Source organism: Chelativorans composti, assembly GCF_039541695.1.
Lineage (GTDB): Bacteria > Pseudomonadota > Alphaproteobacteria > Rhizobiales > Rhizobiaceae > Chelativorans > Chelativorans composti.
The window spans coordinates 71,461-94,142 of the sequence record NZ_BAABGS010000018.1; the positions used below are offsets into that span (position 1 = coordinate 71,461).

Consider the following 22,682-nt stretch of genomic DNA (forward strand, 5'->3'; position numbering starts at 1 on the left):
GGCTGCGCTCCTTCCGGCGATCAGCCGACCGCCATCTTCTGAAGTTCGATGAGGCGTGCGATTCCCTTGCGGGCGAGGCCCACCAGCTCCTGGAACTGTTCCTCGGTGAACGGCTTGCCCTCGGCCGTGCCCTGGATCTCGACGATTCCGCCGCTGCCGGTCATCACGAAATTGGCGTCCGTTTCCGCCGCTGAATCCTCGTCGTAGTCAAGGTCAAGCACCGGCACGCCCTCGTAGATGCCGCAGGAAACCGCCGCGACATAATCCTTCAGAACCTTGTCGAGCTTGATCATCTGCCGGGCCTGCATCCACGACAGGCAGTCGTGCAGCGCGATGAAACCACCGGTGATCGACGCCGTGCGCGTACCGCCATCCGCCTGGATCACGTCGCAGTCCACGGTGATCTGCACCTCGCCCAGCGCTTCCAGATCGACCACCGCGCGCAGGCTGCGGCCGATCAGCCGCTGGATTTCCAGCGTGCGGCCGCCCTGTTTGCCGGAAGAAGCCTCGCGGCGCATACGTGTGCCCGTGGAACGCGGCAGCATGCCATATTCGGCGGTGACCCAGCCCTTGCCGCTGTTCCGCAACCAGGTCGGCACCTTCTCCTCGATGCTCGCGGTGCAGAGCACGTGCGTATCCCCGAACCGCACGAGGCACGAACCTTCTGCGTGCTTGGAAATGCCGCGCTCGAAGCTTATGGCGCGCATTTCGTCCGGTTGCCGTTTCGATGGTCGCATGGAACAGGCCTTTCAGATAAGCATGTGAACAGGGTGTTGCGCGGGTTGTAGCTTTCCATTTCTATGGACGCAAAGATTTTTCGTCACCATATCTCTGCACACGGTTGGGTGATACGAGCTTAGCCTGGAATGAAGACATTGAAGGCCAAAAAGACCATGACGAAGCCAGTCACAGAGCCAACGCTTCAGTCGCTGGACGCACGGTCGAGGGAAATTTTCCGCCTCATTGTCGAGAATTACCTGGCAGAGGGTGACCCGCTCGGCTCGCGAAACCTGGCCCGCCGGCTGCCCCAGCAGCTTTCGCCGGCCACCGTCCGCAACGTGATGGCGGATCTCGAGCATCTGGGACTCATCTACTCCCCGCACGTCTCCGCCGGGCGCCTTCCCACGCAGCAGGGCCTGCGCTTCTTCGTCGATGCCTTCATGGAACTCGGCGACCTGTCGGAAAACGAGCGCAAGGTCATCGAAGCGCAGATCGTCGCGAGCGGCAAGCAGTCTCTGGAGCAGATGCTGACGGAAGCGAGCCAGTTGCTGTCGGGCCTTTCCCGCGGCGCCGGCATGGTGCTGGCCGCCAAGTCAGACGCGCCGCTGAAGCATATCGAGTTCATCCAGCTCGAGCCGGGCAAGGCGCTGGCCATCCTCGTCTCGCAGAACGGCGACGTCGAGAACCGCATCATCGACCTGCCCGCGGGCGTGACGGCTTCGCAGCTCGTGGAGGCCTCGAACTACCTCAACGCCCACATCCGCGGCCTGACCCTGACCGAGGCCCGGACGGAGATGGAGCGTCTGCGCGAGGAAGCCCGCCGGGCGCTCGATTCGCTGTCCCAGTCGCTCGTGGACCAGGGCCTCGCCATCTGGACGGGCCGCGAGACGGGCGCTCCGCAGCTCATCATCCGCGGCTGGGCCAATCTGCTCGAAAACGCCATGGCCCAGACCGATCTTGAGATGCTGAAGCATCTGTTTGAGGAACTGGAGACCAAGGAATCCCTCGTGCAGCTTCTGGAGCTGGCGGAGGAAGGTCCCGGCGTGCGCATCTTCATCGGTTCGGAGAACAAGCTGTTTTCGCTGTCCGGTTCCTCGCTGATCGTGGCGCCCTACCGCGACCAGAACGCGCGCATCATCGGCGCTCTGGGCATCATCGGCCCCACGCGGCTGAACTACGCCCGCATCGTTCCGATGGTGGATTACACTGCCCAGCTGATCGGCCGGATGCTGCGCTGAGAAGGAAGCGAATCGGACCCGCTCTCGGTCGCGAAGGATGACCGCCCCTTGATTTTGCGGTCGCGAAGCTCGATATCCGGGCTGACTTACCAGAGACCCATAACGGATAGGCAATGACCACGAACCCGAAGGACCAATCCGCAACGGCAGAAAACCAGACCGAGGAAACGGTCGTGGACGCTGCCGCGGCGAATGAAGCCGCGAACGCCCCAGAGGAATCGGCCGCCCCGGAAGTGACCGAGGAGGACGTCCTGCTGAAGCTCACCCGCGAGAACGAGGAGCTGAAGGACCGCGCGCTGCGTCTCGCGGCGGAGATGGAAAATCTTCGCCGCCGCACCCAGCGCGACGTGGCCGACGCCCGCGCCTTCAGCATTGCCAATTTCGCGCGCGACATGCTCGTCGTGAGCGACAATCTTCAGCGCGCGCTGCAGGCCGTGCCTGCGGAAGCCCGCGAATCCGGTGAGAATGGGCTGAAGGCCCTGATCGAGGGCGTGGAAATGACCGAACGCCTGATGCTCTCCACGCTGGAGCGGCATGGCGTGAAACGCATCGAAGCTGCCGAGGGCCAGCGCTTTGACCCGAATTTCCATCAGGCCATGTTCGAGGTTCCCAATCCGGAGGTTCCGGCCAACACGGTCGTCCAGGTCGTCCAGGCTGGCTACGTGATCGGAGAGCGTGTCCTGCGCCCCGCGCTGGTTGGTGTCTCCACCGGCGGCCCGAAGGCGGCTCCCGCCGAGCAGCCCTCCGCGAACGGCGCTGCCGATGGTGCCGGCGGAACGGAAGCGAAGTAACGGACACCGTCACAGGGTTCGCCAGGGCTGGCGCCGTGCCGGCCCTTTTTCTTTGTCCCGCTTTTCTTCCCTCATGCCGACCCTGCCGAGGCGCGGGCCTGCGCGATGCGAACCCGTTGAGGCACGAACCTGCCCAGGCATATGCCTGCCCAAGCAAGCGCAGTTGCCCAATTCTTTCCCCCCGCTTCCCTTTCCGACGCACATCCGTTACCCCTGATGGCGACGGCTGATCTCCACCTTGCCTTTACCCGGAGGCACGGTGGCGCACGGATGCAAGGGAGCCTCCATGACCCTGTTCCAGGTGATCGACTATGCCAGCGTGGCGGTTTTCGCGGCCACCGGCGCGCTCGCGGCCTCCCGCAAGCAGCTGGACATCATCGGCTTCCTGTTCCTCGCCTGTGTGACTGGCACGGGCGGCGGCACCGTGCGCGATCTCGTCCTTGGCGTGCCGGTATTCTGGGTCGTCAACACCGACTATGTGCTGGTCTGCACTGTCGCAGCGGTGTTCGTCTACTTCACGGCCCATCTCGTGGAATCCCGGTACAAGCTGCTGCTCTGGCTGGACGCCATCGGCCTTGCCCTGTACAGCGCCGTCGGCGCGGCCAAGGGCATGGACGTAACCGGCTCTCCGGTGATCGCCATCATTTCCGGCGTTCTGACCGCCACCTTCGGCGGCGTGCTGCGCGACCTTCCTGCGAGCGAGCCTTCCGTGCTCCTCCGCCCGGAAATCTATGTGACCGCCGCTTTGGTGGGTTCGGGCGTGTTCACGCTCACCGAGTTTGCCGATTTCCCGCCCGTCATCGACGCACTGATCGCCATGACGGCAGCCTTCGTGATCCGCGGCGGCGCGTTGAAGTTCGGCTGGACTTTCCCGCGCTACAAGCCGCGCCCGGGTCGCCGGCCGGAGGAAATCGACTGATCCGAAGCATCTCGGCCCGCCCCTTCATGGTGAGCGCGGTGAGGGAGCGCCAGCGTAGCATGAGGGGATTCGGTGGGCACCCCTTCGTCGTTCGGACAAGCTCACCCTGAAAGGTGCGATGCTTGAACCCTAAAGCAACCCCGCCTGGATGGCCGCATCCTTGAGGCTGGCCTGCAGCCGGGGACCGATCTGCTGGATCACGAGCCCCGCTGCGAGCGAGCCGAGCCTGCCGCTGCGCCCGAGGTCGAAACCCTGCGTGTAGCCGAACAGAAATCCTGCCGCATAGAGGTCGCCCGCGCCGGTGGTGTCGACCACCCTCTCGACCGCGAGAGGCTCCACATGTACCGTCTCCCCGCCACGCACGATGACCGATCCCTTTGCGCCCATCGTGACGACGCCGAGCCTGCAATCGGCGCGATAGGCTTCCACAGCGGCCTCCAGCGAAGCGGTCTGGTAGAGCGACTTCACCTCCTGTTCGTTGGCGAAGACGATGTCCACCTTGCCCGTGCGCATTAGCTCCAGGAACTCGTCGCGATAGCGGTCCACGCAGAACGGGTCGGACAACGTCATTGACACCTCCCGCCCGGCCGCGTGAGCAATGCTCGCGCAGCGCAGGATGGCTTCCTTCGCCTGCGGCGGATCCCACAGATACCCCTCGAAATACGTGACCTTGGCCGCCCTGGCCTTCTCCTCGTCCACGTCCACGGGCCCGAGTTGGGTGCTGGCGCCGAGATAAGTGTTCATCGAACGCTCGCCGTCCGGCGTCACGAAGATCATGCAGCGCGCCGTCGGCGGAAAGCCGTTGAGCGAAGGCGTGTCGAAGGCCACGCCCTGGGCGCGGATGTCATGCCGGAACACCTCGCCCAGCATGTCGTCGGCCACCTTGCCGAGATAGGCTGCCCGGCCGCCGAATCCAGCCAGCCCGGCCGCCGTGTTGGCCGCGCTGCCGCCGCTGGTCTCCACCGCGGGCCCCATCTTGTCGTAGAGGAAGGTGGCCCGGTCAGCGTCGACCAGGTTCATCGCGCCCTTGATGATCCGGTGCTCGACCAGGAAGGATTCCTCGCAGCGGGAAATGATGTCGACGATGGCGTTGCCGATGCAGAGAACGTCGTATTCGCTCATGCAGGAAATCTCCCGGTCGTACAGGCAGGGGGCGCAAACTTTGGATACGGGTTTAGAGTATTTTGCAGGCAAAAGGAAAGGCCCTTCCCGCTTGCGCCGGCCGCAATGCGCTCCTATTTGCGGATGGCATGTGCCAGCCGAAAGGGTGACCTGAATGATCTTCGATGCAGCGCGCCTGGCGATCAGCCAGCTCTTCACGCCACCCTTCCGACGCGTGTTCTTCAGAACCCTCGGCCTTACCCTTCTGCTGCTCGTCGGCTGCTGGTTCGGCGCGAAGGAACTGTTCGACTACTTCGCCATGCCCTGGATAGACCAGCTGTTGCCCGGCATGCCGAGCTGGGTCGGCTGGCTGGGCCTGGTTGCCGCCTTCATCGCGGGCGTAGGTCTGGCGCTGGGCCTTGCCCTGCTCATAGCGCCGGTCTCGGCAGTCGTCGCCGGCGTCTTTCTGGACGCGATCGCGGAGGCGGTCGAGCGCGACACCTATCCGCAGGATCCGCCTGGCAAAGCCGTGCCGCTCGGCCCGTCGCTCATCCTCTCGGTGAAGTTCATGGGCGTGGTCATCCTCGGCAACATCATCGCCCTGCTGCTTCTGCTGATGCCGGGCGTGAATCTGATCGCGTTCTTTGTGGTGAATGCCTACCTGCTCAGCCGCGAATTCTTCCAGTTCGCCGCGATGCGTTTCGTGCCGGAAGCCGAGGCCCGCGCACTGCGGCGCCGCCATGCCGGCACCGTGTTCCTGGCCGGCTTCGTCATCGCCGCCTTCCTGTCGGTGCCGATCCTGAACCTGCTGACCCCGCTCTTCGGAGCGGCCATGATGATGCACCTCTACAAGGCCCTCACCTCGCCCAGGGAGCGATCGCGCGCCGGCGAGGAGCTGCTGGACGCCCGCAGCGTCAACTGAAACGACTTCCTCTGGAAGCTGAACCTGCCGCCGCCGGGCCGACAGCGCTGGATCCTCCTCGTGGTAATCCGGGCGCCCCACGAGGAAGATCGATTGGATGCTTCAGCCCCTCATGGTTCGAGGGGTTCGCCATGAGGGGCGCCCGAACTACCCGTGCAGCACTTCCTTGCTGGCCACGGTGGAATCCGAATTCAGGCGGTAGACGATCGGCACGCCCGTCTCGATCTCCAGCTTGAGGATCGTCTCCTTGTTCAGGCGGTCGAGCACCATCATCAGCGAACGCAGCGAGTTGCCATGCGCAGCGACGAGCACGGTCTGGCCGCGCAGCACGCGGGGCAGGATTTCCGTCATGTAGTAGGGCCACACGCGGGCGCCCGTATCGCGCAGGCTCTCGCCGCCGGGCGGAGGCACGTCATAGGAGCGGCGCCAGATGTGCACTTGCTCCTCGCCCCACTTGGCGCGGGCATCGTCCTTGTTGAGACCGGAAAGGTCGCCGTAGTCGCGCTCGTTCAGCGCCTCGTCGCGGATGGTCTCGAGCGACTCCTGACCAAGCTCCTTGAGGATCAGGCCGAGCGTCCGCTGCGCGCGCGTCAGCGCCGACGTGAAGGCGATATCAGCCTTGATGCCCTTGGCCTTCAGACGCTGGCCGGCGGCAATCGCTTCCTCGACGCCCTTCTCGGTCAGATCCGGGTCGCGCCAGCCGGTGAACAGGTTCTTGAGGTTCCATTCGCTCTGGCCATGGCGGACCAGAATGAGAGTTCCCGACATACTGTATCCTCAATGCAGGTGGTTGATAGAATTCAGGCCAGCCCGAGCACGTCGAGCATGGAGTAGAGACCGGGCTTCTTGTCCCGCGCCCACAGGGCGGCTTTCACGGCCCCGCGGGCGAAAATGGAGCGGTCCTCCGCGTGGTGGGACAGCGTGATGCGCTCACCCGTGCCGGCGAGGATCACCGAATGGTCGCCGACCACCGAGCCGCCGCGCAGCGTGGCGAAGCCGATTGTCCCCGTCTGGCGCGGGCCGGTGTGGCCGTCGCGCACGCGCACACTGCTCTCGGCGAGGCCGATGCCCCTGCCCTCGGCCGCTGCCTGCCCCAGCAGCAGCGCCGTGCCGGACGGCGCGTCAACCTTGTGACGGTGGTGCATTTCCATGATCTCGATGTCGAAATCTGCCGCGGCAAGCGCCTTCGCCGCCTGCTTCACCAGCGTCGCCAGCAGATTGACGCCAAGGCTCATGTTGCCGGACTTGACGATGGTCGCATGGCGGGCGGCTGCGGCGATCTTCGCCTCGTCGTCGGATGAAAGCCCCGTCGTGCCGATGATGTGCACGATACGGGCCTGCGCGGCATAGCCCGCGAATTCGACGGATGCGGCGGGAGTGGTAAAGTCGAGCACCCCATCGGCCTTGGCGAAGGCGGCGAGCGGATCGTCCGTCACGGCGACGCCGAGCGTCCCCACGCCCGCCACTTCACCCGCATCGCGCCCAAGCGACGGAGAGCCCGGCCGCTCGACCGCGCCGGCAAGCTGCACGCCGTCCATTTCGTGGATCACGCGAATGAGCGTCTGGCCCATGCGGCCGCCAGCGCCCACCACCACAAGGCCCATGTCGCCCATCATCGTTCCTCCGTCGGAATCGTTTCGTCCGAGTTTTGCTCTCCACCCTCGAGCAGGCTGTGAGCCTTTTCCGTTTGCATACGGTAAAACCGGGCGTAAAGCCCGTCCTGGCGCACGAGATCCTCGTGTGTGCCCTCTTCCACCAGAAGGCCATCTTCCAGCACAACGATGTGATCGGCGTTCACCACCGTGGATAGCCGGTGCGCGATGACCAGCGTAGTCCGCTTGTCCATCACGCGGTCCAGCGCCTGCTGCACCTTCGCTTCCGATTCGTTGTCGAGCGCCGAGGTTGCCTCGTCGAGGAGCAGGATCGGCGCGTTGCGCACGATGGCGCGGGCAATGGAGATGCGCTGCCGTTGCCCGCCCGACAGCGTCACGCCGTTCTCGCCAATCAGCGTGTCGTAGCCCTGCGGCTGCTGCAGGATGAACTCCTCGGCATTGGCGAGCCGCGCCGCCGCCTCAATCTCCGCATCGGTCGCGTCCGGCCGCCCATAGCGGATATTGTCGCGGATCGTCCCCTCGAACAGATAGGGATGCTGCGAGACATAGGCGATCGACTGCCGGAGCGACTGCTTGGTGACGCCGGCAATGTCCTGCCCGTCGATGCGGATCACACCGCTGTCGGGATCATAGAACCGCTGCAGCAGTGCGAACAGTGTGGACTTGCCCGCGCCAGAGGGGCCGACGATTGCGGTCGTCTTCCCGGCCGCGGCACGGAAGCTCACGCCACGCAGTACCGGAACGTTCTCCTTGTAGGAGAAGCGCACTTTGTCGAACTCCACCCCGCCGTCCGTCACGCGAATGGGCTTCGCGCCCGCATTGTCCCGCTGCTTGGGCTGCGTATCGAGGATCTCGTAGATCATCCGCGCATTGACCAGCGCCCGCTCGATGTTGACCTGCACGCGCGCGAGCCGCCGCGCCGGATCGTATGCGAGCAGCAGCGCCGTGATGAAGGCGAACACGGAGCCGGGCGGCTCCGCCGCCGTCGAGGCGCGCCAGCCGGCATAGGCAAGCACCGCCGCGATCGCCGCACCCGCGAGGAATTCGGTGATCGGCCCCAGCCGCTCGGACACCCGGGCGATCTTGTTGGACCGGTTTTCGGCATAGTCGATCAGGCCGGCCATCTTCTGGGCCAGCACCTTCTCCATTGTGAAGGCCTTGACCACCGCGATGCCCTGCACGGCCTCCTGCATGGCGCCGAGCAGGCGCGAGTTGATCTCGACGGACTCGCGCGTGACCGTGCGCAGTCGGCGCATCAGGTAATTGACCGAAAAGATCAGCGGCGGGCCGATGAGGAATGCGGCGAGCGACAGCACCGGGTCCATGTAGACCATCACGGCGATCAGGCCGATGAGCGAGATGAAATCCCTTGCCGCCGCCGTCACCGTCATGTTGAGCAGATCGCGGATGCCCGTCACGTTCTGGGCGATCTGCGCCGCCAACTGTCCGGAATGCGCGCCGGAGAAATAGCCCATGTCGAGCTGCATCAGGTGGTCGAACAGCCGCCGCTGGTAGCGCGCCACGATATTGTTGCCCACCTTGGCGAGCAGCACGTTCTGCCCGTAGGTTGCAAATCCCCGCAGCATGAATGACAAGAGAACCGCCCCGCAGATCCAGCCGAGCAGATCCCACCGCTGGCGGACGAACACATCGTCCACGATCGACTGCATGATCCAGGCCGAGAAGGACGTGGTTGCAGCGATCACGACCATGAAGAACGCGGCAAGCGCGTAGTGGGACATGAACTCCCGGCCATTCTCGCCGATGACGCGGCGCATTATGGCGATGACTTCATCCGACCCGGGTCTGTCTTGCTTGCTCTTTCGAGACAACGGTCCAAAGCCCTGAAACTGCAGTTCCCGAAGCAAACTCCTCGGGAATGCGTTGAACTGTCGGCAGACCGAATTGCTCTGCCATTTCGCGTTTGCCTTAGCGGTTGATGAGCCTTACCGCAATCCTGCATTCGGGCCCTGAACCGATTGAGCGTGAACGGTTCCACGAAAAGTGGAAACCGGGCTTCCCCGGAAGTCGAGCGAACAAATGGCCGGAGCCATTCAGGGTTTCCGTGAAAACCTGAATGGCTCTAGAGCACCTCGCCCCGTTTCCACCGCCGCCCCGTCGTGTTGACGCCAAAGCGTGCGGGCGTCCGGGCATAGGCGGCAAGGCCGACAATTGCCGCGCGCGGATGCGTGATGACGAAAATCGGAATCTCGTGCAGCACCTCGCTGTGCGGGGCCTTGTCCTCGAAGGCCTCCCGGAGGAGCCCGGTCTTGAGCGCCGGCAGGATGCGCTGCGAGATGCCGCCGGCGAGATACACGCCGCCATGGCTCATGAAGATCAGCGCCAGGTCGCCGGCGACGCGTCCCAGAAACGTCACGAACAGGTCCAGCGTCTCGCTGGCGGTCTCGTCCGAGCGGTCGAGCCCCGCGGCCGTGATTTCCTCCGGCTTGGAGAACGTCGGCTCCTTGCCGTCGGCCCTGGCGACCGCGCGGTAAAGTTTGACGATGCCGCGGCCGCAAAGCACCTGCTCGGCGGAAACGCGCCCTTCCACCTTCTCAAGGTGTCTGAAGATCTCGATCTCGCGTTCCGTGCGCGGCCCCAGGTCGATGTGCCCGCCCTCGCCGGGCACCGGGATCCACACGCGGCGCGCGTGCAGCAGAGCCGAAACGCCAAGCCCCGTTCCGGGCCCGAGCACCACTCGGCTGCCAGCGGTCGCCGCCGGCCCGCCGCCGATCTTCTCCAGATGTTCCTCGCCGAGTGCGACCACCGCAAGCGCCTGCGCCTCGAAATCATTGAGGACGACGATGTCGCCGATGTTGAGCCCTTCCATCATCTCGCGGGGGCGGACCACCCACTTGCTGTTGGTGAGGTCGATCTCGTCGCCCTCGACCGGCCCGGCCACCGCCAGGATCGCCGATTTCGGGATGATGTTGGTCTGGTCCAGCACGCTTTGGATGGCGTCGTCGATCGTCTCGAAATCCGCCGTCTGGATCGTCGGAAACTCGCGCGCGTCCGCATAAGCGTCCACGATGATGGCGAACCGTGCGTTCGTTCCCCCGATGTCACCTATGAGGATCGGGAATTCCATGATGCTGCTGTGGTCGGAAAGGGACGCCATGGGTACAAGCCTTCAGGTTATGCGCATCGCGTATTACCCCATTCGCCTGCGAGATGGAACACCATCCTCTCGGTCCAAATGTGCCAAAACAATGACTTACATAATGGTTCCCGACGCACTGTCGCTGCCCGCCTCACCGCATGGGGCGGGGCGTCGGCAGCGGGATGCTTTGCGGCTGAAGCGACATGAGCGGCAGGCCCTGCGCCGCGCTGGCCGCAACGGGGGCCGACGGACCGCCACCACCCATATAGGTCACCGCCACCTCCGAAGCTGGCGACGGCGCGGCCAGCACCGCCCGGCATTCCTTGGGCAGCGCCGAGATCGTCATTACGTCGCGCGCCGGTGGCTTGGCCGGTCCCTTGGCCGGGCGCCACGGCTCTTCGGTGAACCACCAGGCCAGCGACTTGTCGCAGCCGTCTCCCGGCGGCACCGGATCCTGCCGCCTGCAGCCCGGCGAGTCTGCAGGGCACTTCATCCGGATATGGAAGTGGGCATCGTGCCCCCAGTAGGGCCGGATCTTTCTCAGCCAGCTCCGGTCTCCCTTCACAGTGTCACAGAGCTTCTTCTTGATGCCCGGATGAACGAGGATGCGCTCGATCTGCGGATAGCTTGCCGCCCGCCGCAACACCGCCTCGTGGGCGCGCGTCCAGCGGCTGTCGTCCACGTAGAGCGACCCCTTCTTCAGCATCGAAGGCGAGCCGTCGCGTTCCCGCTGTTCAACCGTCATGCGTTGTGCCGGCATGGGCGAGAACCAGATGTCGGCGTCCAGCCCGATCTGATGCGAGGCATGTCCCGACGACATGGGTCCGCCCCGCGGCTGCGAGATATCGCCGATCAGCAGGCCTCGCCATCCGTCCCGCGCCGCATCTTGCGAGAACTGGACGAGAAGCTTGATGAGTTCCGGGTGTCCCCAGCGCCGGTTGCGGCTGAGCCGCATCACCTGCCAGGTCGGCCCGTCCGGAGGAATGGCAATCGCCCCCGCTACGCAACCCTTGGAGTAGAAGCCGATGGACTGCGGCGCGGCCACAGCCGGCAGCCGGTGGGCGGCAAACAGATCCTTTGCCAGCGGTTCTGCCATGGCATTGGCGGCGAACGCGGAGCACAGAACGAGAGACGCACACGCTAGACGGTACAGGAACTGACGCATTGGGGCCCCTCTCTTTCGTACGGGTGACACGGACACAAGTGTGCCAACCCTAACAGCCCGACGGTTTCCTCATGGTAAAGGCTGCGTTAACCCTTTCCAGCTACCCGTTTCCCACATGATTGTGAGCGCATTGCGGAAATCGGGATGGACCAGTTCGTATCCGCGCTGACGCAGCTTCCGGTTGGAAACGCGCTTGCATTCCGCATAGAACGAGCGCGCCATCGGCGAGAGCTCCGCTTCGTCGAAGTCGACCGCTGGCGGGGGCTCAACGCCCATGAGCATCGCCGCATATTCCACCACGTCCTGCGGCGGGGACGGCTCATCGTCCGCGCCATTGAAGATGCCCGTCGCGCCGGTGCGGATGAAATGCTCCACCGCGCCGGCGATATCGTCCACATGGATGCGGTTGAAGATCTGTCCGGGCCGGATGATCCGCTTCGCCGTCCCGTTCCTGAGGTTCACGAAGGCATTTCGCCCCGGCCCGTAGATCCCGGCCAGCCGGAAGACCACCAGCCCTGCCCCGACGTTATCCGCGAACGCCTGCCATTCGGCCTCGGCCCTCAGCCGCTGTGCCGAGCGACGTGAGACCGGCCGGCATTCGGCCTCCTCATCCACCCAGGCTCCCCCGTGGTCGCCGTAGACGCCGACGGTGGAGAGATAGATGATGCCGCTGAGCCTGGGCAGCGCCTTCACGCCCGCCGCCCGAAGATCGCGCAGCACCGGATCGCCCGCCTCGTCCGGCTGGACCGAAACAATGAGGTGGCTTGCTTCGCGAACCGTTTCAAGCAGGTCGGGCGTCATGTCCCCCGCTGCATAGATGAAGGGACCTATGCCGGCTTTCGCAAGTGCGGCGGCCTTGTCGGCCGTCCGGCTGGTTCCGGCCACCAGCGCACCCTGTTCCGCCAACCGCCGTCCGATCACCCGTCCCGAATATCCGGCGCCGAGAATGAGTACGCGCGTCTGGTCCATGGATCACTCCTCCTGCGGCGCAAGCCCTGCGCTCCACTCCTCCCGGACCTGCGGGTCCGTCTCGCCATCATACATCCGCGCCTTCAGGGAAGCGAATGCCTCCGGATCCATCAGCCGTGACAGCGCCCAGACGGCAGCACCCCGCACCAGCGGCGACGGATCGCCCAGAAGCCGCTCGCACTGGGGAATGAACGCGCCCATGACCGAATTGCCCGCCGCGATGAGCACGTTGCGGACGAACCGGTCGCGCCCGATCCGCTTCACCGGCGAACCCGAGAAGAACGTGCGGAACGCCGCATCGTCGAAGGTCAGGAACTGACCGATCTCCGGGGCCTTGAGGTCATCCCTGGCCTGGAGCTTCACCTCCCGCGCCTGTTGCGCAAACTTGTTCCACGGACAGACGGACAGGCAGTCGTCGCAGCCATAGATCCGGTTGCCCATGAGCGGCCGCAGCTCACGCGCAATCGGTCCCTTGTGCTCGATGGTGAGGTAAGAGATGCAGCGCCGCGCGTCGATCTGATAGGGCGCCGGAAAAGCCCGCGTCGGGCAGGCCTCAAGGCACGCGCGGCACGAGCCGCAATGATCCCGCTCCGGCTCGTCCGGCTCGATCTCCGCCGTGGTGAAGATCGCTCCGAGGAACAGCCACGAGCCGAACGGGCGGCTGACGAGATTGGTGTGCTTGCCCTGCCAGCCAAGCCCGGCGGCTTGCGCCAGCGGCTTCTCCATCACCGGGGCCGTGTCCACGAACACCTTCACGTCGCCGCCTGTGCGCGCCGCGATCTTGCCCGCGATCTGCTTGAGCTTGCCCTTGATGACATCGTGGTAATCACGGTGCCGGGCATAGACCGAGATGGCCGCCCGGTCCTTCCGCTGCAGCAGTTCCAGCGGATTGCCATCCGGCCCGTAGTTCATGCCCAGCATGACGATGGAGCGCACTTCCGGCCACAGCCCGTGCGGCGAGGCCCGCCGCTCCAGGGTTTCCGCCATCCACTCCATCGTGCCGTGCCGGCCGTCGGCGACGAACGCCGCAAGCCGTGGCCCCGCCTGCGGGATGGCGTCCGGGTGGGTGAAACCGACCGCGTCGAACCCGGCGGCGAAAGCTTCCCTTTCGATGAAGGCGCGCAGCCGATCCTTCGGCCGGGCGCGGGTCTCAGTCATCAGAAGTCGATGTCCGCATAGTGCGAGGCCGGGGCGAGACCGCGCACCCGTTCAGCCAGCAGCGGGCGGAACGACGGTCTCGACTTGATCCGGCTGTACCAGTCGCGCGCTGCCTCGAATTCGCTCCACTCGATCTCGCCCATGTAGTCGAGGATCGAGAAGGCCGCGGCGGCGGCAAGGTCGGCGTAGGAAATCCTTGGGCCCGCCAGCCAGTCACGCGTGGCGGCCAGCCAGTTCACATACTTGAGGTGCTGGCGCACGTTGGCACGCGCCGCGCGGATCGCGCCGGCGTCCGGCGCACCTTCGCCGCCCATCAGAGGCTTCAGCGCCCGCTCGCGGACCAGGTGCTTCGTCACCTCGTTTTCGGTCTTGACCAGGAACCATTCCATCAGGCGGCGGATCTCCGCGCGGGCGAACGGATCCTCGGCCATCAGCCGGCGCTCCCGGTGAAACACGCCGCGTGTTTCATCCAGATACTCCACGATGGGCACCGCTCCGATGACGGGGTGATCCCCTTCCGCCAGCAGCACCGGAATCGTGCCCGCAGGATTGAGCGCCAGAAACTCCTTCCGTCTCGCCCATGGCCGCTCCTCGATGAGCGAGACGTCCTCGCCGTACTCACCGAGGACGATGCGCACGAACCGGCATGAAGCGAAGAGAGGATGATGAAAGAGCGTCAGCATGCGAGGGCTCATGGTATGAAGTTACTGGCCAACCGGCCACCGGATCGCTATTCCTCCCATAGCCCGATTCACAGGCTCACCGAGCTATATGGGCAGATTTCAGATGTGACAAGCAAACCCGCCGAAGGGGGTACCGTGGACGACACGACCATAGTCGAAGCACTGCTGCTCGGCATTCTCGAAGGCCTTACCGAATTCATTCCCGTTTCGTCCACCGGCCATATCCTTCTGGCAGGACATTTCCTTGGTTTCGAGTCTACCGGCAAAGCTTTTGAAATTCTTATACAGCTCGGCGCGATTCTCGCGATTCTGAGCGTCTATGCCGCCCGGCTCTGGAAAATGGCCCTCGACCTGCCCCGCGATCGCGCCACGCAGCGCTTCGTCCTCGGCGTCCTTCTGGCATTCCTCCCGGCCGCGGTGATCGGCGTGCTCGCCTATAAGATCATCAAGACCGTCCTGTTCGAGACGCCTATGCTGATCTGCACCACGCTGATCCTCGGCGGCATCGTCCTCCTCTGGGTGGACCGCTGGGCGACGCGGCCCCGCTACCACGACGCGACCCGCTACCCGCTCTCGGTCTATTTCGGCATCGGCCTGTTCCAGTGCCTGGCCATGATCCCGGGCACCTCGCGCTCCGGCTCCACCATCGTCGGCGCTCTCCTGCTCGGGGCAGACAAGCGCTCGGCGGCCGAGTTCTCCTTCTTCCTTGCCATGCCGACCATGGCGGGCGCCTTCGCCTACGATCTCTACAAGAATTACGACGCCTTGAGTGCCGCAGACCTGCAGATCATCGGCGTCGGATTCGTCGCCGCCTTCGTGTCGGCCCTGTTCGTGGTCCGCTCTCTGCTGAACTACGTTTCGGTCCGTGGCTACAGCCTGTTCGGCTGGTGGCGCATCATCGTGGGCATCGCCGGAATGATCGGCCTATTCCTGTTCGGCTGAACGGCGCGCTTCCCATCCGTTGACAGGAAGCCGGCGCAGCCCGCAGCGGCATGCTTCAAGCTGCGCCGAAATCCTGTTTCGCAGTCCAGCCACGAGGATGGGATCGCGTTCCGCTCGAGGCCTAACCGATCTTCTCCAGGCACACGTGGGTGTGGCCGGTCCGGATGAAACCGAGCTTTGCAGCAGCGCCCTTGGAAAGATCGAGGATGCGGTTGCGGATGAAGGGGCCCCTGTCATTGATCCTTACAACGACGCTGCGCCCGTTCTTGGGATTGACGACCTTGACCTTGGTTCCGAAGGGAAGGCTGCGGTGAGCGGCTGTCATGGCCGAGGGATTCATTCTTTCGCCCGAGGCGGTCTTGGAATGCAGCGCATACCAGGATGCTTTTCCGCATTGGGCCTCGGCGGCGTGGGAGGCAAGGAGAAGCACGGCTGTTGCCGTAAGAAGACGGATGCCTCCCGGAGAGAATAGGTTCTTCATCAACGATAGCTCCGGAAAGATTTTGGATATGACGGAGCTTAGATCGGCGAAATTGGGCGGGGGATGGACCGCTTTATGACGAAATATGGAAATGATTAGCCCCATACGATTCTATTCAATAAATTTCCGCTCGCCTTCCGAAAGACAATTTTACTTGTTCGGCAAACAAAAAAGCGCTCGCCGAGGGAGGAGGACCGGCGAGCGCTTCTTAAGTTGGTCAGCCTCGGGAGGAGGGAGGAGTGCTGACCAGTCCGACAGGGACGGGAGGAGGAGGAGGACCCCGCCGGAAACTTGGCGGCTACATAATCCCCCTGGCCGCGAATTTAAAGGCCTCAGACGCATTTCTGGTTTGCATTTTTGCGTGCGTCATTCGCGCGCAGGAGGCTGGCAGCGTCAGAATTTCCCGTCAGGCAGGCATATCGTAAATATATATCCCCTATATATTAATAAGTTATTGCTTAAAATTAATATGCCAAATTATTGACACACTCATGCATAGTAATTTGAAGAATAATGATTCTGCGAGGCAACTATGCGAGCCATTCTTTCAATCTCTATTCTTTCTCTGATTAGTGCTCCGAGTTTTGCTGCCGACATCATTTTCGATCCGGATCCGGTTCCGCCGATCGTTTCCCTTCCCGAGGGTCCCTTCACATGGTCGGGACGCTACGTCGGGGTTGACCTTGGTTTTGGTCGGGGGAAGGTGAAGGAGAGTTTCGTCACCGAAAACATCCCCGAAAGCATCTTCAACATCCGGCAGACGGAAGGTGCCTTCGGTGGCGTCTATGCGGGATTTGGGCGTCAGGCCCGCAAACTGTATTTTGGATTTGAGGGTGACATTCAGTACGCCGGCATCAAGGGCACCCATGCCGATGACGGCGGTCCCGTCGCTGAATTCACGACCCAATGGCTTGGCTCGACGCGGCTTCGTGCGGGCTACGCCATGAACGACATGTTCGGGCAGGACATGGGCCACCTGCTCCCCTATGTTACCGGCGGTCTGGCCTTCGGCTCATTCAAGGCCACGGTGACCGACAATGGCAACGAGTGGGTCGGAGAACGGGGCGACACGGGTTACACGCTCGGCGGCGGTTTCGACTACGCGATCAACCGGAACACCATCGCGAAGCTCGAATACCAGTATCTGGACTTCGGCAACCGAAGCTTCTCCGACGAGACCGACTATGCTCGTGTTCGCGTGAAAGGTCATACGTTGAGGGCGGGCGTGGCCTACAAGTTCTAGAGCTGTAACGGGACGAACGATCATCGGCTCCCGCTCTGGAACCGGAGGACACGAATTGTCGTACCAGCCCTGGCTGTCGGACTCCATCAGGACCGAAGGCGCGCCGGCCACCGCCGGCGCGTTTGTTTCATGCGGTATCACCTCCCGCCATGACGGCCGGAAGCCGCGCTCTGAGTGACGCTACTCCTCCACCGCGGACTTCAGCAGTTCCTCTATATCCCAAGTGGCGTGGTTGGTGAGGGTTTTGGGGATTTCCTCGACCACCTTCCCCGCCACCTCCTTGTGCAGCTCCTTGCGCAGCTTTCCGAGCACCAGCGGCGGCGCGACGATGATCAGCTTCTTGAATTCGCCGGCATGTGCATGCTTGTAGAGGCGTTCGGCAAGCGTCTCCGCGAACCGCTCCTTGCCGATCCTGTGCCAGTCTGTCGCCTCGAAACCGCTCTTGTTGGGCATCCCTGCATCGAAGTAACGGCCGGGCTGGTCTGTTCCCTGCTCCCGGTTCGGCGGATTCTCGTTTGCCAGTTCGTGAAACACCTCGAAATTCGGGCGCAGGGCATCGCCGACATTGCGCAGGAACAGCGCCTTCTCGCCGTCTGCAACCAGTACCCAGATGCCCTTTTCAAGTCGCGGACCTGCCATGATGCTCTCCTTTGGAATGCCGTGTACCTCTGGAACAAACATCTTGCGCGGGGGGTCGTTCCGGGTGGACCCGACGAACGAAATTCTCTGGATCTCCACACATTAGGAAAAGCAATCGCGCCTGTCATCCACCCGCGCCACCGGGTTCCTTCTTGAATGCGGCGTTCCGGTCCAGACTCTGGGCAACGACCCGGAGCACCGCCATGTCCGAACAGAACGCCACACTGAATGCCTTTCCGATCTTCGTGAAGACGGACGGAAAGCGCGTGACCATCATTGGCGGCGGAGGCGAAGCCTTCGCCAAGGCGCGCCTGCTGGCGCAATCCTCCGCGCGCCTTCTCGTCATTGCCGAAGTCATCGACCCCGCCTTTGCCAAGTGGGGAGCCGATCACGGGATCGACTTCCTGCGCGTCCCCTATCACCGCGACCTGCTCGCTGGCTCCGTCCTCGTGTTCGCCGCGACCGGCGATCTCGCCACCGACCGCCGGGTGGCGCAGGATGCGCGCGCCCTTTCCATTCCGGTGAACGTGGTCGACCGCCCGGAGCTCTGCGACTTCTACACGCCGGCGATCGTCAACCGCGCGCCGGTTGCCGTAGCGATCGGCACGGAGGGCACCGGCCCCGTACTCGCTCAGCAGATCCGCGCCCGCATCGACCAGATGCTCTCCCCCGCCCTGGGCCGGCTTGCCACCCTCGCCGCCCACTATCGCGAGGCCGTGGAGCTGCGCGTGCCGCGCGGCGCGGCGCGCCGCCGGTTCTGGTCGAGCTTCTTTGGTGGCAGGATCGCCCGCTCTGTCGAAAATGGCGCCCTGCAGGACGCGGCCCTCGAGGTCGAAAAGCTGCTGCGCGATCACGAACCCGTCGAGCCTGTCGGCCACGTCGCCCTTGTCGGCGCCGGCCCCGGCGCCCAGGATCTTCTGACGCTCCGCGCCCAGCGTCTGCTGATGGAGGCCGACGTCATCGTTCACGACGCGCTGGTTCCTGAGTCCGTCGTATCCGTGGGCCGCCGCGATGCCGACCGCATCAACGCAGGCAAGCGCAAGGGCTGCCACTCAAAGAGCCAGGAAGAGATCAACGAGCTGCTCGTTTCGCTCGCGCGCGAAGGCAAGCGCGTCGTGCGCCTGAAGTGCGGCGACCCGATGGTTTTCGGCCGCGTCGGCGAGGAGCTTGCCGCTCTGCGCGAAGCCGGCATCCCGCACGAAATCGTGCCGGGTATCACCGCAGCCTGCGCCGCCGCGGCCGACTTCCGCCTGCCGCTGACGCTCCGGGGCGTGGCTTCGTCCATGGTCTTCACCACCGGCCATGATTTGAAGGGCAATTCGCTTCCCGATTGGGCGCGGCTTGCCATCGAGGGCGCTACAGTCGCCGTCTACATGGGCCGCTCCACGGCCGCCGACGTCTCGGAGCGCCTCGCCGCCGCCGGTCTCTCGCCCGACACCGCCGTGGCGGTGGTCGAGAATGCGAGCCTGCCCAACAGCCGCCTGTTCCACGGGACGCTGGCAGACCTGCCAGCGCTCGCCGGGTTCGACGACCTGACCGGCCCGGTGCTCACCATCATCGGCGACGCGGTGGCGGGCGCCTCCTTCGAGAACTCCGAGCCGCTCGCCCGCCGCCGCGCGCTTGCGTCAGCCATGGGCGAGGAGGCCGCCGCATGAAGATTCTCGCTGCAAACCGCCTCATCGACGGCATCGCGGTCTGGCTCGGACCCGACGGCACCTGGGTCGAGGACATCAACGGCGCAGACGTCGTCGCCGATCCCGCCGCCGCGGACGCACTGGTGGCGATCGCCCGCGAGGCCGTCGCCGCCAACATCATCGTCGAGCCCGAACTGATCGATGTGGATCTGGCCGGCGGTGAGGTGCGGCCCCTCCGCCTGCGCGAGCGCATCCGCGCGGCAGGTCCCTCCATTCACCCCAATCTCGGCAAGCAGGCGGCCCGCAAGGCCGCCGTCGAATTCCGTTGAGAGCGCGTGCCCATGTACAGATACGATGAGTTCGACCACGCCTTCGTCCGGGCACGGGTCGATGAGTTCCGCGACCAGGTGGCCCGGCGCCTGAGCGGCGAGCTGACGGAGGAGCAGTTCAAGCCGCTGCGCCTGATGAACGGCGTTTACCTGCAGCTTCACTCCTACATGCTGCGGATCGCCATCCCCTACGGTACCCTGTCGTCCCGGCAGCTTCGCATGTTGGCCCGCATCGCCCGCGAGTACGATAAGGGTTACGGCCATTTCACCACGCGCCAGAACCTGCAGTTCCACTGGCCGGCGTTGAAGGACATTCCCGACATCCTGGAAAAGCTTGCCTCGGTTGAAATGCATTGCATCCAGACCAGCGGCAACTGCATTCGCAACGTTACAGCCGACCACTTTGCCGGCGCGGCTGCGGACGAGGTGGCGGACCCCCGTCCCTATGCGGAAATCCTGCGTCAGTGGTCCACCGTCCACCCGGAATTTTCGTACCTGCCGCGCAAGTTCAAGATCGCCGTGACCGGCGCCGAGCGCGACCGCGCCGCAGTACAGGTGCACGATATCGGCCTGCACCTGAGGCGAAACGGGGCCGGCGCACTGGGCTTTACCGTCTACGTCGGCGGCGGGCTCGGCCGCACGCCCTTCATCGGCAAGAAGATCCGCGACTTTCTGCCGGAGTCCGACCTGCTCGCCTATGTCACGGCGATCCTGCGCGTCTACAACCTGCAGGGCCGCCGAGACAACAAGTACAAGGCGCGTATCAAGATCCTCGTTCATGAGATCGGCGCGGAGAAGATGGCCGAACTGGTGGAGGCGGAATTCGCCCACCTGAGGGAGAGCGAGCTCAGACTTCCCGAGGAAGACATCCGCGCCATCCGGGCCTATTTCGCTCCGCCCGTCCTGCCGGACCGTCCCGAGGGCGACGCGCTCGTCGCCCTCGAAGCCGCGCGCGACCCGGGCTTCGCAACCTGGACCCGCCGCAACCTCCATACCCACCGGCACCCGGATTATGTGTCGGTCACCATTTCCCTCAAAGGGATTGGCGACGTGCCGGGCGACATCTCGGCCAATCAGATGGAGGCCGTGGCGGACCTGGCGGATGCCTTCGCCTTCTCCGAAATCCGCGTCAGTCACGAGCAGAATCTGATCCTGCCGCATGTGGCGCGCGGCGACCTGCGCGCGGTTTATGACGGCCTGGTCGCCGTGAAGCTCGCCACCCCCAACGCGGGGCTCATCAGCGACATGATCGCCTGCCCGGGCCTCGACTATTGCGCGCTCGCCAACGCCCGCTCGATTCCCGTCGCGCAGGGCATCGCCCAACGCTTCGCCAGCCTGTCCCGGCAGGAGGAGATTGGTGATCTCAAGATCAAGATTTCCGGCTGCATCAACGCCTGCGGCCATCATCATGTCGGCCACATCGGCATCCTCGGTGTCGAGAAGAAGGGTGATGAGCTCTACCAGATCACGCTCGGCGGCAGCGGAGACGAGAATGCCGCACTCGGCGACATTATCGGCCGCGGCTTCGGCGCGGACGAAATCGTGGATGCGGTCGAAATCCTGGTGACCACGTATCTGAAGTTTCGCACGGGGCCGGAGGAACCCTTTCTTGCCGCCTACCAGCGGCTCGGCCCCGCACCGTTCAGGGAGGCGCTGTATGGGAGCGACGCACGGGCTGCCTGACGCGAAGGAACTCGCCACCGAACTCAATGCCCGGCACGAGACGAGCAGCGCCGAGACGATCATTGGCGCCGCCCACGAGCTGTTTCGGAACGGCGGCGGCCTGGCGGCTGTGTCGTCTTTCGGCGCGGATTCGGCGGTTCTGCTGCACCTGATCGCGACGGTCGACCCGGACCTGCCCGTGCTTTTTCTCGACACGGGCCAGCACTTCGGCGAGACGCTGGAATACCGCGACCGGCTGGCGGCCGACCTCGGCCTCACCAATGTCATCAGCATCTCCCCGCTGCCCGACGTGCTCGCCGAGGCCGACCCGGAGGGCAGGCTCCACCAGTCCGATCCCGACCGCTGCTGCGCCATCCGCAAGGTTGAGCCCTTGGCCCGCGCTGTCGAGCCCTACGCCGCCTGGCTCACCGGCCGCAAGCGCCATCAGGCGGCCACCCGCGCCGCCATGCCCGTGTTCGAAGCGGTGGGAACGCGCATCCGCATCAACCCGCTCGCGCGCTGGACGACCGCCGATCAGGCCGAATACATGCGTCGCCACAACCTGCGCGAAAACCCGCTGGTTGCCTTCGGTTATTTCTCCATTGGCTGTTTCCCCTGTACCCAACCGGTCCAGCCGGGCGACGATCCGCGCTGGGGGCGCTGGGCCGGCAAAGCCAAGACCGAATGCGGCATTCACCTATCAGGACTCGAGAACGCGCTTTCCTCAAGCGCATCCAGGATTCACCAGCAATGACGAACTTAATAACACCCAGACTTTGGACCCTTTTCGGCTTTCAGGCCGACGAGTGGCGGCGCGGGACGGCCGAAGAGCTGCAAGCCTCCAACGCACGCCTCATCCTTTCACTCGAAGACTTCCAGAGCCTCGATGAGGAAACGCGGCGCGGCGCTGCCGACCGCATTGCCGTCGAGCTCAAGCCCGCCGAGCCGATCGACCCGCTCCTTCCCTATCTCGATCGCATGGAGCTCGTCGCGCTTTCCTTCCCGGCCTATAATGACGGCCGCAGTTACTCCAAGGCCGCCCTCCTGCGCACGCGTCACGATTTCAGGGGCGCAATCCGCGCCACCGGCGACGTGCTGATCGACCAGATCTCGCACATGCTGCGCTGCGGCTTTTCCGAGTTCGAGGTAAGCAACCCCGTAACGATCCGCAGGCTCGAGGCGGGCAATAAGGGAGGGATACGGTATCATTACCAGCCCGCGGCCCTTCCGGCCGCCCGCAACGGATACGCCTGGCGCCGGCTGGCCTCTTAGTCCCGTTGTTAATGGATGATCGTCGGTGGTGTGGCCTTGAAGCCGTGATGGCAACGGCCCGGCCGTCCATGGGCCGGGCTGGGCCACAAGGGCGGCCGCGT

General features: G+C 64.4%; 23 protein-coding genes. 11 read left to right on the plus strand and 12 right to left on the minus strand.

Translation table 11 applies throughout. From position 1 onward, the window contains the following. Positions 1–20: 20 nt before the first annotated feature. The gene (gene rph / locus ABD906_RS05745) at positions 21–737 is read right to left on the minus strand and encodes a ribonuclease PH (RefSeq protein ID WP_165277247.1); all 717 of its coding nucleotides are present in this window, start codon (positions 735–737) and stop codon (positions 21–23) included. A gap of 156 nt (positions 738–893) precedes the next feature. Between rph and hrcA the strand changes: the two genes are divergently transcribed. The 3 genes from hrcA (at position 894) to ABD906_RS05760 (ending at position 3,668) form a co-directional block, all read left to right on the plus strand. Next, positions 894–1,958, plus strand: a complete 1,065-nt coding sequence (gene hrcA / locus ABD906_RS05750) for a heat-inducible transcriptional repressor HrcA (protein ID WP_165277369.1) — start codon at positions 894–896, stop codon at positions 1,956–1,958. Between the two features lie 113 nt (positions 1,959–2,071). Continuing rightward, positions 2,072–2,749: a nucleotide exchange factor GrpE gene (gene grpE, locus ABD906_RS05755; protein ID WP_165277248.1), complete on the plus strand. Its 678-nt coding sequence runs from the start codon at positions 2,072–2,074 to the stop codon at positions 2,747–2,749. A 286-nt stretch (positions 2,750–3,035) separates the two neighbouring features. Further along, entirely contained in the window at positions 3,036–3,668 is a 633-nt protein-coding gene (locus ABD906_RS05760; RefSeq protein WP_345098603.1) for a trimeric intracellular cation channel family protein, read from the plus strand. A gap of 129 nt (positions 3,669–3,797) precedes the next feature. On the opposite strand, the gene ABD906_RS05765 is transcribed toward ABD906_RS05760, so the two are convergent. After that, complete coding sequence (locus tag ABD906_RS05765; RefSeq protein ID WP_165277250.1) at positions 3,798–4,790, minus strand: PfkB family carbohydrate kinase; 993 nt, start codon at positions 4,788–4,790, stop codon at positions 3,798–3,800. 154 nt (positions 4,791–4,944) lie between these two features. On the opposite strand from ABD906_RS05765, the gene ABD906_RS05770 reads away from it, so the two are divergent. After that, positions 4,945–5,691 (plus strand): sulfate transporter family protein, encoded by a 747-nt coding sequence (locus ABD906_RS05770; RefSeq protein ID WP_165277251.1) that lies wholly within the window; start codon positions 4,945–4,947, stop codon positions 5,689–5,691. 147 nt (positions 5,692–5,838) lie between these two features. Here the strand turns inward: ABD906_RS05770 and ABD906_RS05775 are convergent, their stop codons facing one another. From ABD906_RS05775 to ABD906_RS05810, 8 genes are all read right to left on the minus strand, one after another. After that, positions 5,839–6,459 (minus strand): 2,3-bisphosphoglycerate-dependent phosphoglycerate mutase, encoded by a 621-nt coding sequence (locus ABD906_RS05775; RefSeq protein ID WP_165277252.1) that lies wholly within the window; start codon positions 6,457–6,459, stop codon positions 5,839–5,841. A 32-nt stretch (positions 6,460–6,491) separates the two neighbouring features. Continuing rightward, a complete protein-coding gene (gene dapB / locus ABD906_RS05780) occupies positions 6,492–7,304 on the minus strand; it encodes a 4-hydroxy-tetrahydrodipicolinate reductase (protein ID WP_165277370.1) in 813 nt (270 codons plus the stop codon). Next, positions 7,304–9,082, minus strand: a complete 1,779-nt coding sequence (locus ABD906_RS05785; protein ID WP_165277253.1) for an ABC transporter transmembrane domain-containing protein — start codon at positions 9,080–9,082, stop codon at positions 7,304–7,306. Before ABD906_RS05785 ends, dapB begins: the two co-directional genes overlap by 1 nt. Positions 9,083–9,387: 305 nt before the next feature. Continuing rightward, positions 9,388–10,422: a glucokinase gene (locus tag ABD906_RS05790; RefSeq protein ID WP_165277254.1), complete on the minus strand. Its 1,035-nt coding sequence runs from the start codon at positions 10,420–10,422 to the stop codon at positions 9,388–9,390. A gap of 133 nt (positions 10,423–10,555) precedes the next feature. Beyond that, complete coding sequence (gene mepA, locus ABD906_RS05795) at positions 10,556–11,569, minus strand: penicillin-insensitive murein endopeptidase (RefSeq protein WP_165277255.1); 1,014 nt, start codon at positions 11,567–11,569, stop codon at positions 10,556–10,558. A gap of 69 nt (positions 11,570–11,638) precedes the next feature. Further along, positions 11,639–12,538: an SDR family oxidoreductase gene (locus tag ABD906_RS05800; RefSeq protein ID WP_345098604.1), complete on the minus strand. Its 900-nt coding sequence runs from the start codon at positions 12,536–12,538 to the stop codon at positions 11,639–11,641. 3 nt (positions 12,539–12,541) lie between these two features. Beyond that, a complete protein-coding gene (gene queG, locus ABD906_RS05805; RefSeq protein WP_165277257.1) occupies positions 12,542–13,696 on the minus strand; it encodes a tRNA epoxyqueuosine(34) reductase QueG in 1,155 nt (384 codons plus the stop codon). Continuing rightward, positions 13,696–14,379, minus strand: coding sequence for a glutathione S-transferase N-terminal domain-containing protein (locus tag ABD906_RS05810; protein ID WP_165277258.1), 684 nt, complete (start codon positions 14,377–14,379; stop codon positions 13,696–13,698). Before ABD906_RS05810 ends, queG begins: the two co-directional genes overlap by 1 nt. A gap of 135 nt (positions 14,380–14,514) precedes the next feature. Here ABD906_RS05810 and ABD906_RS05815 point away from each other — a divergent pair, with 135 nt between their 5' ends. Next, a complete protein-coding gene (locus ABD906_RS05815) occupies positions 14,515–15,321 on the plus strand; it encodes an undecaprenyl-diphosphate phosphatase (RefSeq protein ID WP_165277371.1) in 807 nt (268 codons plus the stop codon). A gap of 121 nt (positions 15,322–15,442) precedes the next feature. Here ABD906_RS05815 and ABD906_RS05820 read toward each other — a convergent pair whose 3' ends face one another. Beyond that, entirely contained in the window at positions 15,443–15,802 is a 360-nt protein-coding gene (locus ABD906_RS05820; RefSeq protein WP_345098605.1) for a septal ring lytic transglycosylase RlpA family protein, read from the minus strand. Between the two features lie 532 nt (positions 15,803–16,334). On the opposite strand from ABD906_RS05820, the gene ABD906_RS05825 reads away from it, so the two are divergent. Continuing rightward, on the plus strand, positions 16,335–17,045 hold the full coding sequence (locus ABD906_RS05825; RefSeq protein WP_345098606.1) for an outer membrane protein: 711 nt from the start codon (positions 16,335–16,337) through the stop codon (positions 17,043–17,045). 180 nt (positions 17,046–17,225) lie between these two features. Here the strand turns inward: ABD906_RS05825 and ABD906_RS05830 are convergent, their stop codons facing one another. After that, entirely contained in the window at positions 17,226–17,684 is a 459-nt protein-coding gene (locus ABD906_RS05830) for a baeRF12 domain-containing protein (protein ID WP_165277260.1), read from the minus strand. Positions 17,685–17,887: 203 nt separating this feature from the next. Between ABD906_RS05830 and cysG the strand changes: the two genes are divergently transcribed. The 5 genes from cysG to ABD906_RS05855 are packed head-to-tail and all read left to right on the plus strand — an operon-like array spanning position 17,888 to position 22,581. Further along, a complete protein-coding gene (gene cysG / locus ABD906_RS05835) occupies positions 17,888–19,339 on the plus strand; it encodes a siroheme synthase CysG (protein ID WP_345098607.1) in 1,452 nt (483 codons plus the stop codon). Next, positions 19,336–19,647: a DUF2849 domain-containing protein gene (locus ABD906_RS05840; RefSeq protein ID WP_165277262.1), complete on the plus strand. Its 312-nt coding sequence runs from the start codon at positions 19,336–19,338 to the stop codon at positions 19,645–19,647. The genes cysG and ABD906_RS05840 overlap by 4 nt, the downstream gene beginning before the upstream one ends. 12 nt (positions 19,648–19,659) lie before the next feature. After that, on the plus strand, positions 19,660–21,330 hold the full coding sequence (locus ABD906_RS05845; protein WP_345098608.1) for a nitrite/sulfite reductase: 1,671 nt from the start codon (positions 19,660–19,662) through the stop codon (positions 21,328–21,330). Further along, positions 21,305–22,063 (plus strand): phosphoadenylyl-sulfate reductase, encoded by a 759-nt coding sequence (locus tag ABD906_RS05850; RefSeq protein WP_165277264.1) that lies wholly within the window; start codon positions 21,305–21,307, stop codon positions 22,061–22,063. Before ABD906_RS05845 ends, ABD906_RS05850 begins: the two co-directional genes overlap by 26 nt. After that, complete coding sequence (locus ABD906_RS05855) at positions 22,060–22,581, plus strand: DUF934 domain-containing protein (protein WP_165277265.1); 522 nt, start codon at positions 22,060–22,062, stop codon at positions 22,579–22,581. Before ABD906_RS05850 ends, ABD906_RS05855 begins: the two co-directional genes overlap by 4 nt. Positions 22,582–22,682: the final 101 nt, after the last annotated feature.

Excerpts from the sequence above, each read along its gene's own strand:
- rph (WP_165277247.1), bottom strand. The coding sequence starts at position 737 with ATGCGACCATCGAAACGGCAACCGGACGAAATGCGCGCCATAAGCTTC.
- hrcA (WP_165277369.1), top strand. The coding sequence starts at position 894 with ATGACGAAGCCAGTCACAGAGCCAACGCTTCAGTCGCTGGACGCACGG.
- grpE (WP_165277248.1), top strand. The coding sequence starts at position 2,072 with ATGACCACGAACCCGAAGGACCAATCCGCAACGGCAGAAAACCAGACC.
- ABD906_RS05760 (WP_345098603.1), top strand. The coding sequence starts at position 3,036 with ATGACCCTGTTCCAGGTGATCGACTATGCCAGCGTGGCGGTTTTCGCG.
- ABD906_RS05765 (WP_165277250.1), bottom strand. The coding sequence starts at position 4,790 with ATGAGCGAATACGACGTTCTCTGCATCGGCAACGCCATCGTCGACATC.
- ABD906_RS05770 (WP_165277251.1), top strand. The coding sequence starts at position 4,945 with ATGATCTTCGATGCAGCGCGCCTGGCGATCAGCCAGCTCTTCACGCCA.
- ABD906_RS05775 (WP_165277252.1), bottom strand. The coding sequence starts at position 6,459 with ATGTCGGGAACTCTCATTCTGGTCCGCCATGGCCAGAGCGAATGGAAC.
- dapB (WP_165277370.1), bottom strand. The coding sequence starts at position 7,304 with ATGGGCGACATGGGCCTTGTGGTGGTGGGCGCTGGCGGCCGCATGGGC.
- ABD906_RS05785 (WP_165277253.1), bottom strand. The coding sequence starts at position 9,082 with ATGCGCCGCGTCATCGGCGAGAATGGCCGGGAGTTCATGTCCCACTAC.
- ABD906_RS05790 (WP_165277254.1), bottom strand. The coding sequence starts at position 10,422 with ATGGCGTCCCTTTCCGACCACAGCAGCATCATGGAATTCCCGATCCTC.
- mepA (WP_165277255.1), bottom strand. The coding sequence starts at position 11,569 with ATGCGTCAGTTCCTGTACCGTCTAGCGTGTGCGTCTCTCGTTCTGTGC.
- ABD906_RS05800 (WP_345098604.1), bottom strand. The coding sequence starts at position 12,538 with ATGGACCAGACGCGCGTACTCATTCTCGGCGCCGGATATTCGGGACGG.
- queG (WP_165277257.1), bottom strand. The coding sequence starts at position 13,696 with ATGACTGAGACCCGCGCCCGGCCGAAGGATCGGCTGCGCGCCTTCATC.
- ABD906_RS05810 (WP_165277258.1), bottom strand. The coding sequence starts at position 14,379 with ATGCTGACGCTCTTTCATCATCCTCTCTTCGCTTCATGCCGGTTCGTG.
- ABD906_RS05820 (WP_345098605.1), bottom strand. The coding sequence starts at position 15,802 with ATGAAGAACCTATTCTCTCCGGGAGGCATCCGTCTTCTTACGGCAACA.
- ABD906_RS05825 (WP_345098606.1), top strand. The coding sequence starts at position 16,335 with ATGCGAGCCATTCTTTCAATCTCTATTCTTTCTCTGATTAGTGCTCCG.
- ABD906_RS05830 (WP_165277260.1), bottom strand. The coding sequence starts at position 17,684 with ATGGCAGGTCCGCGACTTGAAAAGGGCATCTGGGTACTGGTTGCAGAC.
- cysG (WP_345098607.1), top strand. The coding sequence starts at position 17,888 with ATGTCCGAACAGAACGCCACACTGAATGCCTTTCCGATCTTCGTGAAG.
- ABD906_RS05840 (WP_165277262.1), top strand. The coding sequence starts at position 19,336 with ATGAAGATTCTCGCTGCAAACCGCCTCATCGACGGCATCGCGGTCTGG.
- ABD906_RS05845 (WP_345098608.1), top strand. The coding sequence starts at position 19,660 with ATGTACAGATACGATGAGTTCGACCACGCCTTCGTCCGGGCACGGGTC.
- ABD906_RS05850 (WP_165277264.1), top strand. The coding sequence starts at position 21,305 with ATGGGAGCGACGCACGGGCTGCCTGACGCGAAGGAACTCGCCACCGAA.
- ABD906_RS05855 (WP_165277265.1), top strand. The coding sequence starts at position 22,060 with ATGACGAACTTAATAACACCCAGACTTTGGACCCTTTTCGGCTTTCAG.